The organism is Curtobacterium sp. MCLR17_054 (genome assembly GCF_003234335.2).
In the GTDB taxonomy this organism is placed as follows: Bacteria; Actinomycetota; Actinomycetes; order Actinomycetales; family Microbacteriaceae; genus Curtobacterium; species Curtobacterium flaccumfaciens.
On record NZ_CP126263.1, the window covers coordinates 1,173,300 to 1,188,040 of the forward strand.

Consider the following 14,741-nt stretch of genomic DNA (forward strand, 5'->3'; position numbering starts at 1 on the left):
CTTGCTGCTTGCTGCTAGCGCGGCTGCTGGGTGCGGGTGCTGCCGGTGCGCGCTTCCTCGGCGGCGGCCATGACGTCGGCGTCGCCGCTCCGGCCGCCCAGGGGTCGCACGAAGAAGTCGATGATGCCGACGACGATCGCGCCGATCATCGAGAACATCGCCCACCCGACGAACAGCCCGGCGGTGCCGCGGCCGTCGGCGGGTGCGAGCAGGACGCTCGCGGCGTAGAAGCCCACCGTCAGCACGAGGAACACGACGACGACGGTGATGAGGACGCGGTGCCAGGTGATGCGCGGGTTCATCCGATCAGGATACGCGTCAGCGGTCGGCGTGCTTGCCGTGCGGAGCCGCCGCTGGTCGCGGTTCCTTCCGGTTCGCGGGGCGCTGCACGGCGATGCGCCCGGTCGGCGTCGCATCCGGCTCGAGGCCGTCGCGACCGCCGGTGAAGACGTCACCGCCGGTGCGGTCGTCCTCCCAGTCGTCGTCCCGCAGCACGCTCAGGGTGCCGGTCTCGGTGGAGGTCAGGCCGTGGCGCTCGAGCTCGGCGTCGCGCTGCCCGCCGAGGAACTCGCGGTTGGCGGTGTTGGCGTCCTGGAACATCGTGGTCCGGCCGGTGACGATCGCGCGGATCCGTCGGCGCTCCCACCACTTCTTGCCGAAGTACATCAGCACCAGGCCGGCCGTGGCGTAGCAGGCCATCGTGATCAGGCCGCGAGCCGGGCCGGGGCCGACGCCGTAGACCTGGTGCTTGATCATGTCGACCATGCTCGAGCCGACGACGACGTTGTTCAGCCAGGCGAAGGGCTCGGGCATGAACCACTTCGGGTAGGCGCCGCCGGACGACGGCATGGACAGGAAGACGAAGCAGATCATCGCGGGTGCGGCGATGAACCGGCCGACGAAGTAGCTCAGGCCGTTCACCGCCAGGCCGATCGCCACGATCCAGCCCCAGGCGATGAGCACGAGCTGGATCCAGTGCCCGTGGATGGCGCCGAGCACGGGCCCGGCGAGCGTGTTCGTGATGAGCGAGATGACGAGGCCGCCGACCACGATGACCGTCATCCGGGTGCGGTGCCGGAGCGGGCCGCCCATGATGCCGATGAACATCGCGACCATGTAGCCGCCGATGCACCACGCGAGCATGACGTACATCGCGACGGTGCCGTACTCGTCCCACGCCGGCAGCGGTGCGAGCTCGGTGACCTTCGGGGTCGCCACGCCCAGGCCGGTCAGCACCGCGGTGAGGGTGGCCGGGACGAGGCTCGCGACCTGGAACTGGTGCGCGCTCGCCTTGAAGAACTCGTTCGCAGCGGGGTCGTAGGCGACCGCCATCGAGCCACCCACCACGTCGCGCTTCGCCTGCGCGAGCGAGTCGTACGTGTGGAACACGAACTCGCCCGGCAACGCCTGCTGCACCGCCTGCACGAACGCCGGGTCGCTGCCGATCAGGGCGATCGGGACGTCGTGCGGGTGCGGGGCGTGGAACGCGAAGACGTAGCACAGGCAGAACCCGACGATGAAGAACAGCGGCATCCAGAGCTGCAGGCCGATCAGCTGCAGCGACGGGTGCAGGGTCGAGTACCACCGGCGGTAGGCGCCGTGCTGCTGGGGCGCGGGCACCGGAGCCTGTCGCCGGGGTCCCGAACGCGTGTGCCCGGCGACCTTGCCGCCACGGCGCGGCTTGGTCCCACGTGCGGAGGGACGGGTCCCGCGCGGCTTCGGCGGCGTGGGACGGGAACCGCCGGGGCGCTCCGGTCCGTCGTCGTTCCTGGGGACGTCGTTCCGCGGCGTGCTCACTCGGCGCTCTGCTCCTGCTCTCGATCGGAGCGCCAGGATACGCCCGGGGTGCTCAGGAGCGACTGCGCGACGCCTGCGCCGAGTCCATGGCGAGTTCTTCCGCGTCGAGGGTCACGAGCACGCGGCGCATGACCTCCTCGTCGAGGTTCCCCTTCTCGCGCTCCTCGAGCACGATCTCGCGGCGGCGGTCGAGGAGCTCGCGTCGGATGTCCTGGATCTGCGAGCCCCGGAGGCGCAGTGCGACGTTCCGCCCCTCGTCCTCTTCTTCCTCGGCGTCCTGACGGAACGTCTCGGCCTGGCGCTCCAGCCGCGCCTTCAGCCGGTTCACCACCGAGTCGACGGCTTCCGAGCCGTACTGCTTCGCCCACGCCGGACGCCGTTTCTCGAGCAGCTCGATCGCGGCCTCGGTGGTGCGCTGGTTGAGCCGCATCTCGCTGCGCACGTCCTCCTCGCCCTCGGCCGGGTCCTGCACCTTGAGTGCGCGGATGACGAACGGCAGGGTGAGTCCCTGCAGCAGCAGGGTGCCGACGGTCACGAAGAAGGCGATGATGAAGATCGTGTCCTGCGCCGGGATCTGCGTCGGGCTCGCCACGACGGAGACCGCAGCCGCCAGGGTCACCACACCGCGCATACCCGTCCACGAGATGACGGTGAGCTCCCGCCAGTTGAGCTTCGGCTCCGCGGAACCGCGCATCCACCGAAGCGAGGGATGCCCGCGGGACAGCTTGATCCGCAGCGGCCGGAGCCACTTCCCGTTGAACCGGTTGCGCGCGTAGGACTCGAACACGAACAGCGGCCGGACCAGGATCACCACCGCGAGCACGACGGCCGCAGCGGTGAGCGTCTGCCCGAGGCTCCGCTCGCTCTCGACCAGGTCCTGCACGACGGTGTTGAGCTGCAGGCCGATGAGCGCGAACACGAAGCCCTCGAGGATGACGTCGATGCTCGTCCAGAGCGGGCGCTCCTGCAGGCGGGTGGCGTAGCCCTCCTTCGGCGAGTTGTAGCCGATGTACAGGCCGGCCGTGACGACCGCGATGACGCCGGAGCCGGACAGGTCCTCGGCGAGGATGTAGGCGACGAACGGCAGCAGGATGCTCATGATCGTCTCGACCACAGGGTCGTTGATGCGCATCCGGATCCAGTGCACGACGACGCCGAGCACGATGCCGACGACCAGACCGACGCCGATCGCCAGGCCGAAGATGCCGAGGTCCTGCCAGATCGTCAGCGACGTGCCCGCGATGATGAGCGTGAACACCCGCACCAGGGTCAGCGAGGCCGCGTCGTTGATCAGGCTCTCGCCGGACAGCACGGTCATGACGCGGCGGGGGAGTCCGAGCTTCCGGCCGATCGCGGCGGCGGACACCGCGTCCGGCGGGGCGACGATCGCGCCGAGCAGGATCGCCGCCGGCAGCGTCATGTCCGGGATGAGCAGGTACGCCACCCCGCCGACGACCAGGGCGGTGACGATCACCAGGAAGATGCCGAGCCGTCGGATCTGCTTGATCGAGCCGCGGAAGCTCTGCCACGACACGTCGAGGGCCGCCGAGTAGAGCAGCGGCGGCAGGATCACCGTGAGGATGACCTCGGAGTCGATCTCCATCGGCGGCAGCCCGGGCAGGAACGAGGCGGCCAGGGCGACCGCCGTGACGAGCAGCGGAGCGGGGAGCCCCTTGGCTCGGGCGAACCCCGTCACCGCGAGCGATCCGATCAGCAGGATGAGGAGCTCAGCGGTGTCCATGGACGCATTCTCCCATCGGCATGGTTCCGAAGCTGAACGAGTGTGAAGCTGCGGTGAACAACAGGTTGCCGATCAGGTTTGCTCGAAGGGCCGACGCCTGGGACACTTGCCCGCGGTGGACATCACACTCATAGTCGTCCTGGTCATCGCGTTGGCCCTCTTCTTCGACTTCACAAACGGTTTTCACGACACCGCCAACGCGATGGCGACCCCGATCGCGACCGGCGCCATGAAGCCCAAGGTGGCGGTCACCGTCGCTGCGGTGCTCAACCTGGTCGGTGCGTTCCTCAGCACCGCCGTGGCGACGTCGATCTCACACGGGTTGATCAACGAGGGGCCCGGTGGCGTCGCCATCAGCCCCGAGATGATCTTCGCGGGCCTGATCGGGGCAGTCGTCTGGAACATGATCACGTGGCTCCGCGGGCTGCCGTCATCGTCGTCGCACGCGCTGTTCGGCGGGCTCATCGGTGCCGCGATCGTCGGCGCCGGGTTCCAGTCGGTCAACTACGTCGCGCTGCTGACGGTGGTGATCATCCCGGCGTTCGCCTCGCCCGTGATCGCCGCGCTCGTGTCGTTCTTGTCGACGCGCATCGCGTACCGGATCACGAAGCGTCCGGTGTTCCCGAACGAGCGCGGCGGGTTCCGCATCGGGCAGGTCTTCACCAGCTCGATGGTGTCCCTGGCGCACGGCACGAACGACGCGCAGAAGACGATGGGTGTCATCACGCTGACGCTCATCGCCTCGGGCGCGCAGTCGTCGAACCAGGGCGTGCAGTTCTGGGTCGTCGTCGCCTGTGCCCTCGCGATCGCCCTCGGTACCTACACGGGCGGCTGGCGCATCATCCGCACCCTCGGCTCGGGCATCACCGAGATCCGTGCGACGCAGGGCTTCGCCGCCGAGGCCTCGACCGCCGCGACGATCCTCGCCTCCAGCCACCTCGGCTTCGCACTGTCGACCACGCAGGTGTCCTCGGGCTCGATCATCGGTGCAGGTCTCGGCCGCCGCGGCTCGAAGATCCAGTGGTCGACCGCCGGCAAGATCGTCATCGCCTGGTTCATCACCCTGCCCGCGGCCGCCGCGGTCGGTGCGGTCGCCTCGGGCATCGCCCGCCTCGGCGTCATCGGGCTCGTGCTCGACGCCGTGATCGGTGCCGTCGTGATCCTCGGCCTGTACCTGTGGTCGCTCCGCAAGCCGCACGAGCAGGCCTCCGCGATCGAGGTCGACGTCGCCGCGAACGCGGTCCTGACCCGCAAGGAGCTGCGTGACATGCAGCGCAAGAAGCGTGCCGACGCGGTCGCCCAGCGTCGCGCCGAACTGAGCCGCGAGCGCACGCTCCGTCGCATGGCGGCCCGCAAGGGAGGCCGTCGCTGATGGGCATCGACTGGTTCGCATTCCTCACCGTGGCGCTCGTCGCCGTGGTCTCGTCGTGCTTCGTCGTCGCCGTGTACTCGGTCGGCCTCCGTCTCTGGAGCGCCGCCGACACCCGCGAAGGCAAGTTCACCGTGAAGGAGGACGGCACGATCGGCCCGGCCACCGCCGGCTTCCCGAACCCCGCCGGAGCCTCGGCGGCAGCACGCGCACTCCGCGCCGCGGCCATCGCGTGCTTCGTCGTGTGCGGTGCCGTCGTGCTCTACGGCATCTACCTCATCGTCCCGCAGTTCCACTGACGGGCACGCTCACCGTGTGAGCAGAAGACGCCGGGTCGCCCCTCGCGACCCGGCGTCTTCTGCTCACTCGTCGCGCGTTCGCCGCGCCCGCTCGTGCGGGCGGCGCGCTTGGTGAGCAGAAGATGTCGAGTCCCGCAGCGCGAGCCGACATCTTCTGCTCACGAAGCGACGGGAGGCCCGAGGCGGGCACGCCGCCCGCTCCGCCCAGCCCCCGGCGCGTTCCCGGACCGGCCGGACGGACGGGACTAGCCTCGACGTGTGACCGGCAACGAGGAGGCACCTGTGACGACGACGACGCGGACCGAGAGCGACTCGCTGGGATCACGGGAGGTCCCGAACGACGCGTACTGGGGCATCAACACGTTGCGGGCACTCGAGAACTTCCCGATCACCTCCGTGCCGATCGCCGTGTACCCGGACCTCATCGAGGCGCTCGTCACCGTGAAGCAGGCGGCGGCGCGGGCGAACCGGGCGATCGGTGTGCTCGACGAGGAGCGCGCCGACGCGATCGACCGTGCAGCGCAGGAGGTCCGCGACGGAGCACTCCGCGAGCAGTTCGTCGTCGACGTCGTGCAGGGCGGCGCGGGGACGAGCACGAACATGAACACGAACGAGGTGCTCGCGAACCGGGCCCTCGAACTCCTCGGGCGGGAGCGGGGCGACTACGCGTACCTGCACCCGATCGACCACGTGAACCGCAGCCAGTCCACGAACGACACGTACCCGACGAGCATCAAGATCGCGATGATCTTCGGGGTCCGTCGTCTGATCGTGCAGCTCGAAGAACTGTCCGCGGCGTTCGCCGAGCGGGGCCGCGCCTTCGCCGACGTGCTGAAGGTGGGCCGGACGCAGCTGCAGGACGCGGTGCCGATGACCCTCGGGCAGGAGTTCACCGGGTTCTCGCACACGATCCAGGAGGACGCGGACCTGCTCCGCAAGGTGATGCCGCTGCTCGCCGAGATGAACCTCGGCGCCACGGCGATCGGCACCGGGATCACCGCGGACCCGCTCTACCGCGACGAGGTCCGCCGACAGCTGCAGGAGGCGAGCGGCATCGATGTCGTCACCGCCCCCGACCTCATCGAGGCGACGAGCGACGCCGGTGCGTTCATGACCCTGTCCGGCACGGTGAAGCGCAGCGCCGCGAAGCTCTCGAAGATCTGCAACGACCTGCGGCTGCTGTCGTCCGGTCCGCAAGCGGGCCTCGGCGAGATCACGTTGCCGGCTCGCCAGGCCGGCTCGTCGATCATGCCGGGCAAGGTCAACCCGGTGATCCCCGAGGTCGTGAACCAGATCGCCTACGCGGTCGCGGGGGCCGACACCACCGTGACGATGGCGGCGGAGAGCGGGCAGCTGCAGCTCAACGCCTTCGAGCCGATCATCGCCCACTCGATCCTGCAGTCGCTGCAGTGGATGTCCCGCGGCTGCGCGACCCTGCGTGAGCACTGCGTCGTCGGCATCGAGGCGAACGAGGCGAAGCTCGCGGCCCAGGTGGACACGAACGTCGGCGTCGTCACCGCGCTGACGCCGTACATCGGGTACGCGGCGGCTGCGTCGATCGCGCACACGGCGCTGACCACCTCGACGCCGATCTCGACGCTCGTCGTGGCCGCGGGCCTGATGGAGGAGGACCAGGTCATGCGCGTGCTCAGCCCGGCACGGCTGTCGGGCATCGAGCTGGCGACGGGTGCGATCCCGATCATCACCGAGGAGATGCTGGACGCCGAGGCGCGCAAGCGCTGACGCGGGGCGTCCGCACCACAGGAACGCGCGCACAAGCACCGCGCGCAAGCACCGCGCACGCACACACGCCCGTCAGGGCAGCGGCCGCTCGCCCACCCGCACCTGCTGCGCCATCGCCCGCAGGTGCTCCTCGTTCGGGGTCAGCTCGGCGTCCTCTTCCTCGGCCACCCGCGCGGCCTCGGCCCGCACGTGCTGCGCGGCCGCGATGTCCTGGTCCCGCCAGCGCGCGAGCGTGAAGTTCCGCGTGACGTCGCGCAGCGGCAGCCGGATCGACTCGTCCGCCTCGATGCCGGCGAGCAGCTGCCGCATCCGGATCACCTCGGAGTCGAGCTCCCCGCCGACCACGAGCACGAAGTTCGAGATGTACAGGTACACGAGCAGCAGGATCGCGCCACCGAGCCACCCGTAGGCGCGGTTCCCGCCACCGAGGGTCTCCACGTAGAGCGCGAACCCCACCGTCGCGATGGCCCAGGTCACGATCGCGAACGCGGCACCGGCCGACACCCACCGCAGCTGCGGGGTCTTCACGTTCGGCGTCGCGTAGTAGAGCACCGCCACCATCACGACGAGGTCGGCCGCCAGCACCGGCCACTTCACCACGTTCCACACGTCGTCGATCCAGGGCGCCCACCCGAGCTGTCGGATGACGGCCTCGGAGATCGTCGGCGTGCCGAGCAGGATGACGATGGCGACGGCACCGCCGACCATGACGAGCAGCGTGACGAGGAGCATCATGCTGCGGAACTTCCAGATCCGCCGGCCCTCCTCGACCTCGTAGGCGGTGTTCATCGCCCGCCCGAACGCCGTCGCGTAGCCGGACAGCGACCAGAGCGTCAGCACGACGCCGATCGTGAACCCGAGCCACGGGTTGTCCAGGGTCAGCAGCTGCCGGAGCGGCCCCTCGAGGTGCTCGGCGGTCTCCGGCCGGACGATGAACCCGAGGACCTCGACGATGTCGGTCAGGCTGTCGCCCTTGCGGTCGACGATCGACAGCGCCGACACGACCGCCAGCGCGGTCGGGAACACCGTCAGGAGCGCGAAGAACGTCAGCGACGCGGCCGCGTCGACGACGCGGTGCCGGATGACCGAGTGGTAGGTGCGCCGGACGACGGCGCGGACTCCCGTCCGCTGGAGGTCGCGCGATGCGCTGTCCGGCATGTGTCGTACGGTACCCGACACGTGACGGCCTGGAGGCCCGTGGCGGGCCCGCCCCGCGCCTCCCGTCCGCCCTTCGGTCGCGTCGCGAGCCCCTGCAAGACGCCGGTGTTCACGCTCCGCACCGCGGAACGCGGGTGTTCAACGTGCGAACACCGGTGTCTTGCGGACCCGCACTCGACCGCGGCCCGCGGCCCGCGGTCAGTTGGCGTGCGGGTGCAGGGCGTCGTAGCGGCGGAACGACGGGACCATCCGGAGGAGCAGCGCGACGAGGCCGATGATGAGCACGCCGCCGATGACCGGCGGGTACGCGATGCCGGCCGCGACGACCAGGCCGGCGTACAGGTCACCGAGCCGCGGGCCGCCCGTGACCACGACGATGAAGATGCCCTGCAGCCGACCGCGCATGCCGTCCGGCGACGCCGCCTGCAGGATCGTGTTCCGGAACACCGAGCTGACGTTGTCCGCACCGCCGGCCATCGCCAGGAACAGCGCCGCGAGCCCGAGCGCCGGCAGGATCTCGACGCCGAACGCCTCGCCCGAGCGGCCGCCGAGCACGTGCGCCAGCGCGATGACCACACCGAACGCCGCGATCGCCCCGCCGTACGCCGTGATGGCCCAGCCGACGGCCTCACCCTGGCGTCGGACGTGCCCGAGCGGCCCGGAGAACACGCTCGACAGCAGCGCCCCGATCGCGTACGCGGCGGTCAGGGTGCCGACGGTGATCGACCCGCCGCCGATGACGAGCGCGCCGATCGCGGGGAACAGCACACGCGGCTGCCCGAAGGTCATCGCGATGATGTCGAGCACGAACGTCATCGTGATGTTGCGCGACCGCCGCAGGAACTTCGCGCCCTCGATGAGCGAGCCGAGCCCCGGCCGCAGTGCGTCGTGGTCGGCGGCCATCCGCGGCAGCGTGAACACCCCGAGGAACGCGAACGTGAACAGCACGACGTCGATCGTGTAGGTCGGCGCGAACCCGACGGTCGCGATGAGCACGCCGGCGATCGCCGGACCCACGGTGACCTGGAACCCGGACGCGATCCCGCCCAGGGCGCTCGCCGCGGGCAGCAGGTCGGTGCCGACGAGCTGCGGGACGATCGCCGAGCGGGAGGCGTTGCCGACGGTGGCGGCCACGGCGTTCACCGTCGCGAGCACGTAGAGCAGTGCGACGCTGTGCAGGTCGAGCCAGGCGTGCGTGGCAATCAGTGCGACGGCGACCCAGGCGATGATCGACGACACGAGCGCGACGAGGCGTCGGTCGAAGGCGTCCGCGAGCATCCCGCCGTACAGGCCGGCGACGATCATCGGCACGAGCGCGATGACACCCACCAGGGCCACGGCGAAGGTCGATCGGGTGATCTCGTAGACCTCGAGCCCGACGGCGACGGTGGTCATCTGGGTACCGATGCCGGCGATCGCCGTGCCGGCCCAGAGCCGGGCGAAGGCGGGGGAGCGGCGGAGCGGGGTGAGGTCGGCGAGCAGGCGGCGGCGCGGCGGTGCGGGAGTCGATGGTGTCACGGTGGAACCATTCTGCGGGCTGGACGCTCGTTGCGCGTGCCCGGTGCGCCCTCTGGTTGACTGATCGGCATGACTGACCTGAACAGCAAGCCCGAGTTCGACGCCCCCGAGGGCCCCGCCCCCACCGAGCTCGTCATCACCGACATCGTCGAGGGTTCCGGCGAGGAAGCGTCCGCCGGCTCGACCGTCAAGGTCCACTACGCCGGGGTCGAGTACGAGACCGGCGAGGAGTTCGACAGCTCCTGGAACCGCGGCGAGCCCATCGACTTCCCGCTCGCGGCCCTGGTGCGCGGGTGGCAGGAGGGCATCCCCGGCATGAAGGTCGGCGGTCGCCGCAAGCTCGTCGTCCCGCCGGAGCTCGCCTACGGCCCCGCCGGTGGTGGCCACTTCCTGTCCGGCAAGACCCTCATCTTCGTGATCGACCTGCTCGGGGTCCGCTGATGCAGGTCGGTGCCCCGACGATCGAGCTGAACGACGGCCACCGGTTCCCGGAGCTCGGCCTCGGCACCTACGGCCTGAACGGCGACGAGGGCGCTGCGGCGGTCGGCACCGCGATCGCGAGCGGCTACCGGCTGCTCGACACGGCGCTGAACTACGGCAACGAGGACGCCGTCGGCAAGGCCGTCCGTGAGTCCGAGGTGGCGCGCGAGGACCTCGTCGTCACGTCGAAGCTCCCCGGGCGGCACCACGGCTACGACGAGGCGCACCGCTCGATCGACGAGACCCTCGGCAACCTGGGGCTCGACCACGTCGACCTGTACCTGATCCACTGGCCGAACCCGTCGGTGGACAAGTTCGTCGACACCTGGAAGGCGTTCGTCGACCTCCGCGACAGCGGCAAGGTCCGCTCGATCGGCGTCTCGAACTTCACGCCCGAGCACCTGCGCCGGATCGTCGACGCCACCGGGGTCGCCCCGGCCGTCAACCAGGTGGAGCTGCACCCGTACTTCCCCCAGGCGGAACTGCGGAAGGTGCACCAGGAGCTCGGCATCGTGACCGAGAGCTGGAGCCCGCTCGCGAAGCGGTCGGAACTGCTCACCGAGCAGCCGATCGTCGACGCCGCCGCGGCGCACGGTGTGGCACCCGGCCAGGTCGTGCTGCGCTGGCACGTCCAGCTCGGTGCCGTGCCGGTGCCGAAGTCGGGTGACGCCGCCCGCCAGAAGGAGAACCTCGACGTCTTCGGCTTCGAGCTGACCGACGACGAGGTGCAGGCGATCTCCGCGCTCGAGCGCGGTCGTCTGTGGGACGGCAACCCGGACACGCACGAAGAGATGTGACTCCGACGCGACCCTTCGGGGACAGCGGGGCTCCCGGTGGGCAGTACACTGGTTCCCCCTCTTCCCGAAGGGTTGCGTGTGTCCGAACCGACCGAGATCGACCGTGAACGCGGCTACGTCGACGGCCTCTTCCGTCGTCTCGACGAGCTGACCGCCGAGGCCGAGCAGCGCCTCGCCGAGACCCGCCGACAGGCGGTCGGCGGGAACCACCAGAGCCGCAGCGAGCGCGACGCGTACGCGCGGCTCTACGAGGACACCGTCGCGACGCTCGAGCGGGTGGGGGACCGTCTGGTCTTCGGCCGGCTCGAGGTCGCCGAGCCCGACAACCCCGACGACACCTTCCGGTACATCGGCCGAGTGGGGCTGCGCGACGCCGAGCACCGGCCGCTGCTGCTCGACTGGCGCGTCCCCGGTGCGAGCGCCTTCTACCAGGCCACCGCCGCGCACCCGATGGGCATGCGCTCCCGTCGGCACCTGTCCCTGCAGGGCCGTCGCGTGGTCGGCGTCGAGGACGAGGTGTTCGACGCCGCGCTCTACGACGACGAGCGCACCCACCTGCAGGGTGAAGGGGCGCTGCTCGCCGCGGTGACCGCCGAGCGCACCGGCCGGATGACCGACATCGTCGCGACGATCCAGGGTGAGCAGGACCGCATCATCCGCTCCCCGCTCGAGGGCGTGCTCATCGTGCAGGGCGGCCCCGGCACCGGCAAGACCGCCGTGGCGCTGCACCGAGCCGCCTACCTGCTCTACTCCTACCGCGAGCGGCTGCGGGGCTCCGGCGTGCTCATGGTCGGCCCGTCGCCGGCGTTCCTGACGTACATCGAGCAGGTGCTCCCGTCGCTCGGCGAGACCGGTGTCGTGATGGCGTCGCTCGGCTCGCTCTACCCGGGCGTGCACGCGACGACGCACGACACCCGCGACGTCGCCGCCGTCAAGGGCGCGGCGCAGATGGCGTCACTGCTGCGCCGGGCCGTGCGCTCGCGCCAGGTCGTGCCGACCGAGTCGGTCACGCTCGACATCGAGGGCGAGCGGCTCGTCGTGCCGCCGCAGCTCGTCGCCGACGCCATGAAGCGTGCGCAGGACCGCGGCAAGCCGCACAACGCCGCCCGCGTCACGTTCAACAAGACCGCCCTCGACGCGATGACCCGCCTGCTCGCCGAGCAGCTGCGGGAGCGCGGCACCACGGTGGACGAGGCCGACGAGAAGGTCCTGCGCGAGGACATCCGGAGTTCGTACGACGCCCGTGTGCTGCTCAACACCGCGTGGTTGCCGCTGCCGCCCGAGAAGTTCCTCGAGGACCTCTACGCCCGGCCGAACTGGCTCGCCTCGCTCACCCCCGACTGGACCCCGGAGCGCCGAGCCCTGCTGCAGCGCGCCCGCGGTACGGCCTGGACCGTCGAGGACGTCCCCCTGCTCGACGAGGCCGCCGAACTGCTCGGCCCGTTCGACCCGACCGGCGGCGCCGCCAAGCGCGCCGCGAAGGCCAGCCGGAACCGCGACATCGAGAACGCCCGCCAGGCGATCGAGAACATGGGCGTCGAGGGCATCGTCAGCGCCGAGCAGGTCGCCGGCTCGTTCGCCGAGGGCGGCGACCCCCGCTCCACCGCCGAGCGCGCCGCCGACGACCGCGAGTGGACCTACGGGCACATCGTCGTCGACGAGGCGCAGGAGCTCTCGCCGATGCAGTGGCGCGTGCTCGCCCGCCGCAACCCGCTGCGCTCGTTCACGATCGTCGGCGACATGGCGCAGGGTTCCTCGCCGGGTGCCGCACGCACCTGGGACGACGTCATCGGGGCGCTCGCGCGTCGCCGACGCGGCCGTGCGCCGCAGGTGCCGCTCGACCACCGCATCGAACAGCTCACGGTGAACTACCGCACCCCGCGCTCCATCGTCGAGGCCGCCGGGGCCTTCGCGGACAGCGCCGGCCTCACGGTCACCCGCAACGAGGCCGTTCGAGACGGTGACCCCGTCGAGCGCGTCCGCGTCGCCCGGGCCGACCTGCTCGACACCGTCGTGGCGGTCGCCGACGCCGAGCGTGCCCGGATCGGCTCCGGCACCATCGGCGTCATCGTCCCCGAGGCCCAGGTCGACACGGTCCGGCAGCGGCTCGCCCGCACCGAGGCGGACGTCCGGGGCCTCGCCTCGCCGAACGCCGGCTCGCTCACGGTGCTGACGGGTGCGGACGCCAAGGGCCTGGAGTTCGACGGCGTGCTGCTCGTCGACCCGGACGGCGTGGGTGCCGACGCCGCCCGCGCCGCCGCCGCGGTGTACGTCGCGATGACGCGTCCGACACGTCGCCTGACGGTCATCGACGTCGACTGACGGTCGCGCGTGTGTCCCCGCGCACTTCGTGCGCAGGAACGGTCGGGTCCGTCGGTCCCACGCGACCGTTCCTGCGCACGATCGGTGGGTGGTGGCGTCCCCGCGGGGCGGACGGGAGGCCCGGTGCGGGCCCGCCACGGGCCTCCCGGATCAGGTCGGGTCGCCCTCGGACCGCACCCGCGCGACCAGATCGGCCCACGGACCGTCGAGGCGGCGTCCCGGGATCGTCACGGTGGCGCGCTCGACGGTGATCGTCCAGCTGAAGTCGTCGGGGACGGGCGCAGCTGTCGGTGCCGGGGTACGCCGCAGCGCGTCGACGACGTCGGACCACGCCGTGGGGTCGCTGCTCGTGTCGGTGTCGACCCGCCAGCGCCGTGTGGTGCCGGCGAAGCCCCCGGAGCGGCGGACCTCGATGCGCATGCCCTCGACGCTACGCCCGGGTGGCGCGATCAGTCGAGGACGCCCACCCGCTGCCAGGCCTGACGGACCGCGGTCTGCTCGGCGGAACCGTCCCCGAACCGCCGCCCGGCCGCGTCGACGGTGACGGTGGCGAAGCCCGCGAAGTCGATCGAGGCGGTCACCTCGGCCGACGTCAGGGCGTCCCACCACACGGCGCCGGCACCCAGCCACGCGGGGCCGCCGATCGCCGTGGCCGCCAGGAAGAACGCGTGGTTCGGGATGCCGGAGTTCGTGTGGACCCCGCCGGCGTCGTCCGTGGTGACGACGAAACCGGCCATGGTCGCCGGCTGCGGGTCCTTCCCGAGCACCGGGTCGTCGTACGCGGTGCCGGGGGCCCGCATCGACCGGAGCGCGTCGCCCTGCACGGCGTCGGTGAACAGCCCCTCGCCAATGAGCCAGCTCGCCTGCTCCGCCGTCTGCCCCGCCGCGTACTGGGCGACCAGGGAACCGAAGACGTCGCTGATCGACTCGTTGAGGGCGCCCGACTGGCCCTGGTAGGTCAGGTCGGCGGTGTACTGCGTGACGCCGTGCGCGAGCTCGTGGCCGATGACCTCGAGCGCGACGGTGAAGCGGCGGAACACCTCGTCGTCGCCGTCGCCGAACACCATCCGGTTGCCGTCCCAGTAGGCGTTGTCGTAGTCCTGGCCGTAGTGCACGGTCGCGTCGAGGGGGAGCCCGGCGCCGTCGATCGACACCCGGCCGAACACCTCGAGCCAGAAGGCGTGCGTGGCGCCGAGGCCCGCGTACGCCTCGTCGACCGCGGCGTCACCGGAGTCGGCGTCGCCCTCGCGCCGGACGACGGTGCCGGGCAGCGTCGTGGTGCCGTGGGCGTCGGTGATCGTCCGCTGCGGGGAGCGGTCGACGGCACCGCTGACGCCGCGTGGTGCGACCAGGTGCTCGTGCTTCGGCGCCTGCACGGCGTCGAGCGAGGCCAGTGCGGTGCGTGCCGCCGAGGCCGCCCGGGGGAACGCGTCGGCGTCGGCGACGGCGCGGAGCAGGTAGGGCGGGACGACGGAGCGGATGCGGTCGGTCGCGGTCATGCGCACATGCAACCACCG

13 protein-coding genes are annotated in these 14,741 nt (G+C 71.1%); 6 read left to right on the forward strand and 7 right to left on the reverse strand.

Annotated features, from left to right (window positions below; genetic code table 11):
* Positions 1 to 14 precede the first annotated feature (14 nt).
* From DEJ08_RS05630 to DEJ08_RS05640, 3 genes are all read right to left on the reverse strand, one after another.
* The gene (locus DEJ08_RS05630; RefSeq protein ID WP_027464737.1) at positions 15 to 302 is read right to left on the reverse strand and encodes a hypothetical protein; all 288 of its coding nucleotides are present in this window, start codon (positions 300 to 302) and stop codon (positions 15 to 17) included.
* Between the two features lie 16 nt (positions 303 to 318).
* Complete coding sequence (locus tag DEJ08_RS05635) at positions 319 to 1,620, reverse strand: ABC transporter permease (protein ID WP_071405578.1); 1,302 nt, start codon at positions 1,618 to 1,620, stop codon at positions 319 to 321.
* A 229-nt stretch (positions 1,621 to 1,849) separates the two neighbouring features.
* Entirely contained in the window at positions 1,850 to 3,538 is a 1,689-nt protein-coding gene (locus DEJ08_RS05640; protein WP_027464738.1) for a cation:proton antiporter, read from the reverse strand.
* Between the two features lie 115 nt (positions 3,539 to 3,653).
* Here DEJ08_RS05640 and DEJ08_RS05645 point away from each other — a divergent pair, with 115 nt between their 5' ends.
* The 3 genes from DEJ08_RS05645 to DEJ08_RS05655 all read left to right on the forward strand — a co-directional run bounded on the left by DEJ08_RS05645 (position 3,654) and on the right by DEJ08_RS05655 (position 6,949).
* Complete coding sequence (locus DEJ08_RS05645; RefSeq protein WP_035807670.1) at positions 3,654 to 4,910, forward strand: inorganic phosphate transporter; 1,257 nt, start codon at positions 3,654 to 3,656, stop codon at positions 4,908 to 4,910.
* The gene (locus DEJ08_RS05650) at positions 4,910 to 5,206 is read left to right on the forward strand and encodes a hypothetical protein (RefSeq protein WP_111030495.1); all 297 of its coding nucleotides are present in this window, start codon (positions 4,910 to 4,912) and stop codon (positions 5,204 to 5,206) included. Before DEJ08_RS05645 ends, DEJ08_RS05650 begins: the two co-directional genes overlap by 1 nt.
* Before the next feature lie 282 nt (positions 5,207 to 5,488).
* Positions 5,489 to 6,949, forward strand: a complete 1,461-nt coding sequence (locus tag DEJ08_RS05655) for an aspartate ammonia-lyase (RefSeq protein ID WP_258367025.1) — start codon at positions 5,489 to 5,491, stop codon at positions 6,947 to 6,949.
* A gap of 72 nt (positions 6,950 to 7,021) precedes the next feature.
* On the opposite strand, the gene DEJ08_RS05660 is transcribed toward DEJ08_RS05655, so the two are convergent.
* Entirely contained in the window at positions 7,022 to 8,107 is a 1,086-nt protein-coding gene (locus DEJ08_RS05660; protein ID WP_110864715.1) for a YihY/virulence factor BrkB family protein, read from the reverse strand.
* 198 nt (positions 8,108 to 8,305) lie between these two features.
* Positions 8,306 to 9,625 carry an MFS transporter gene (locus DEJ08_RS05665; RefSeq protein WP_111054257.1) on the reverse strand — a complete coding sequence of 440 codons (1,320 nt, stop codon included), beginning with the start codon at positions 9,623 to 9,625 and terminating at the stop codon, positions 8,306 to 8,308.
* 69 nt (positions 9,626 to 9,694) lie between these two features.
* Between DEJ08_RS05665 and DEJ08_RS05670 the strand changes: the two genes are divergently transcribed.
* From DEJ08_RS05670 to DEJ08_RS05680, 3 genes are all read left to right on the forward strand, one after another.
* Positions 9,695 to 10,066: an FKBP-type peptidyl-prolyl cis-trans isomerase gene (locus DEJ08_RS05670; protein ID WP_173035534.1), complete on the forward strand. Its 372-nt coding sequence runs from the start codon at positions 9,695 to 9,697 to the stop codon at positions 10,064 to 10,066.
* A complete protein-coding gene (locus tag DEJ08_RS05675; RefSeq protein ID WP_111054258.1) occupies positions 10,066 to 10,902 on the forward strand; it encodes an aldo/keto reductase in 837 nt (278 codons plus the stop codon). The genes DEJ08_RS05670 and DEJ08_RS05675 overlap by 1 nt, the downstream gene beginning before the upstream one ends.
* A 78-nt stretch (positions 10,903 to 10,980) precedes the next feature.
* The gene (locus DEJ08_RS05680) at positions 10,981 to 13,224 is read left to right on the forward strand and encodes a HelD family protein (protein WP_258367026.1); all 2,244 of its coding nucleotides are present in this window, start codon (positions 10,981 to 10,983) and stop codon (positions 13,222 to 13,224) included.
* A gap of 150 nt (positions 13,225 to 13,374) precedes the next feature.
* Here the strand turns inward: DEJ08_RS05680 and DEJ08_RS05685 are convergent, their stop codons facing one another.
* Positions 13,375 to 13,644 (reverse strand): protealysin inhibitor emfourin, encoded by a 270-nt coding sequence (locus DEJ08_RS05685; protein ID WP_111054260.1) that lies wholly within the window; start codon positions 13,642 to 13,644, stop codon positions 13,375 to 13,377.
* Between the two features lie 29 nt (positions 13,645 to 13,673).
* Entirely contained in the window at positions 13,674 to 14,723 is a 1,050-nt protein-coding gene (locus DEJ08_RS05690) for a M4 family metallopeptidase (protein ID WP_111054261.1), read from the reverse strand.
* Positions 14,724 to 14,741 lie beyond the last annotated feature (18 nt).

Bases quoted from the DNA above. Each gene is read 5' to 3' on its own strand.
- DEJ08_RS05675 (WP_111054258.1), top strand. From the start codon at position 10,066: ATGCAGGTCGGTGCCCCGACGATCGAGCTGAACGACGGCCACCGGTTC.
- DEJ08_RS05630 (WP_027464737.1), bottom strand. From the start codon at position 302: ATGAACCCGCGCATCACCTGGCACCGCGTCCTCATCACCGTCGTCGTC.
- DEJ08_RS05640 (WP_027464738.1), bottom strand. From the start codon at position 3,538: ATGGACACCGCTGAGCTCCTCATCCTGCTGATCGGATCGCTCGCGGTG.
- DEJ08_RS05670 (WP_173035534.1), top strand. From the start codon at position 9,695: ATGACTGACCTGAACAGCAAGCCCGAGTTCGACGCCCCCGAGGGCCCC.
- DEJ08_RS05685 (WP_111054260.1), bottom strand. From the start codon at position 13,644: ATGCGCATCGAGGTCCGCCGCTCCGGGGGCTTCGCCGGCACCACACGG.
- DEJ08_RS05650 (WP_111030495.1), top strand. From the start codon at position 4,910: ATGGGCATCGACTGGTTCGCATTCCTCACCGTGGCGCTCGTCGCCGTG.
- DEJ08_RS05660 (WP_110864715.1), bottom strand. From the start codon at position 8,107: ATGCCGGACAGCGCATCGCGCGACCTCCAGCGGACGGGAGTCCGCGCC.
- DEJ08_RS05690 (WP_111054261.1), bottom strand. From the start codon at position 14,723: ATGACCGCGACCGACCGCATCCGCTCCGTCGTCCCGCCCTACCTGCTC.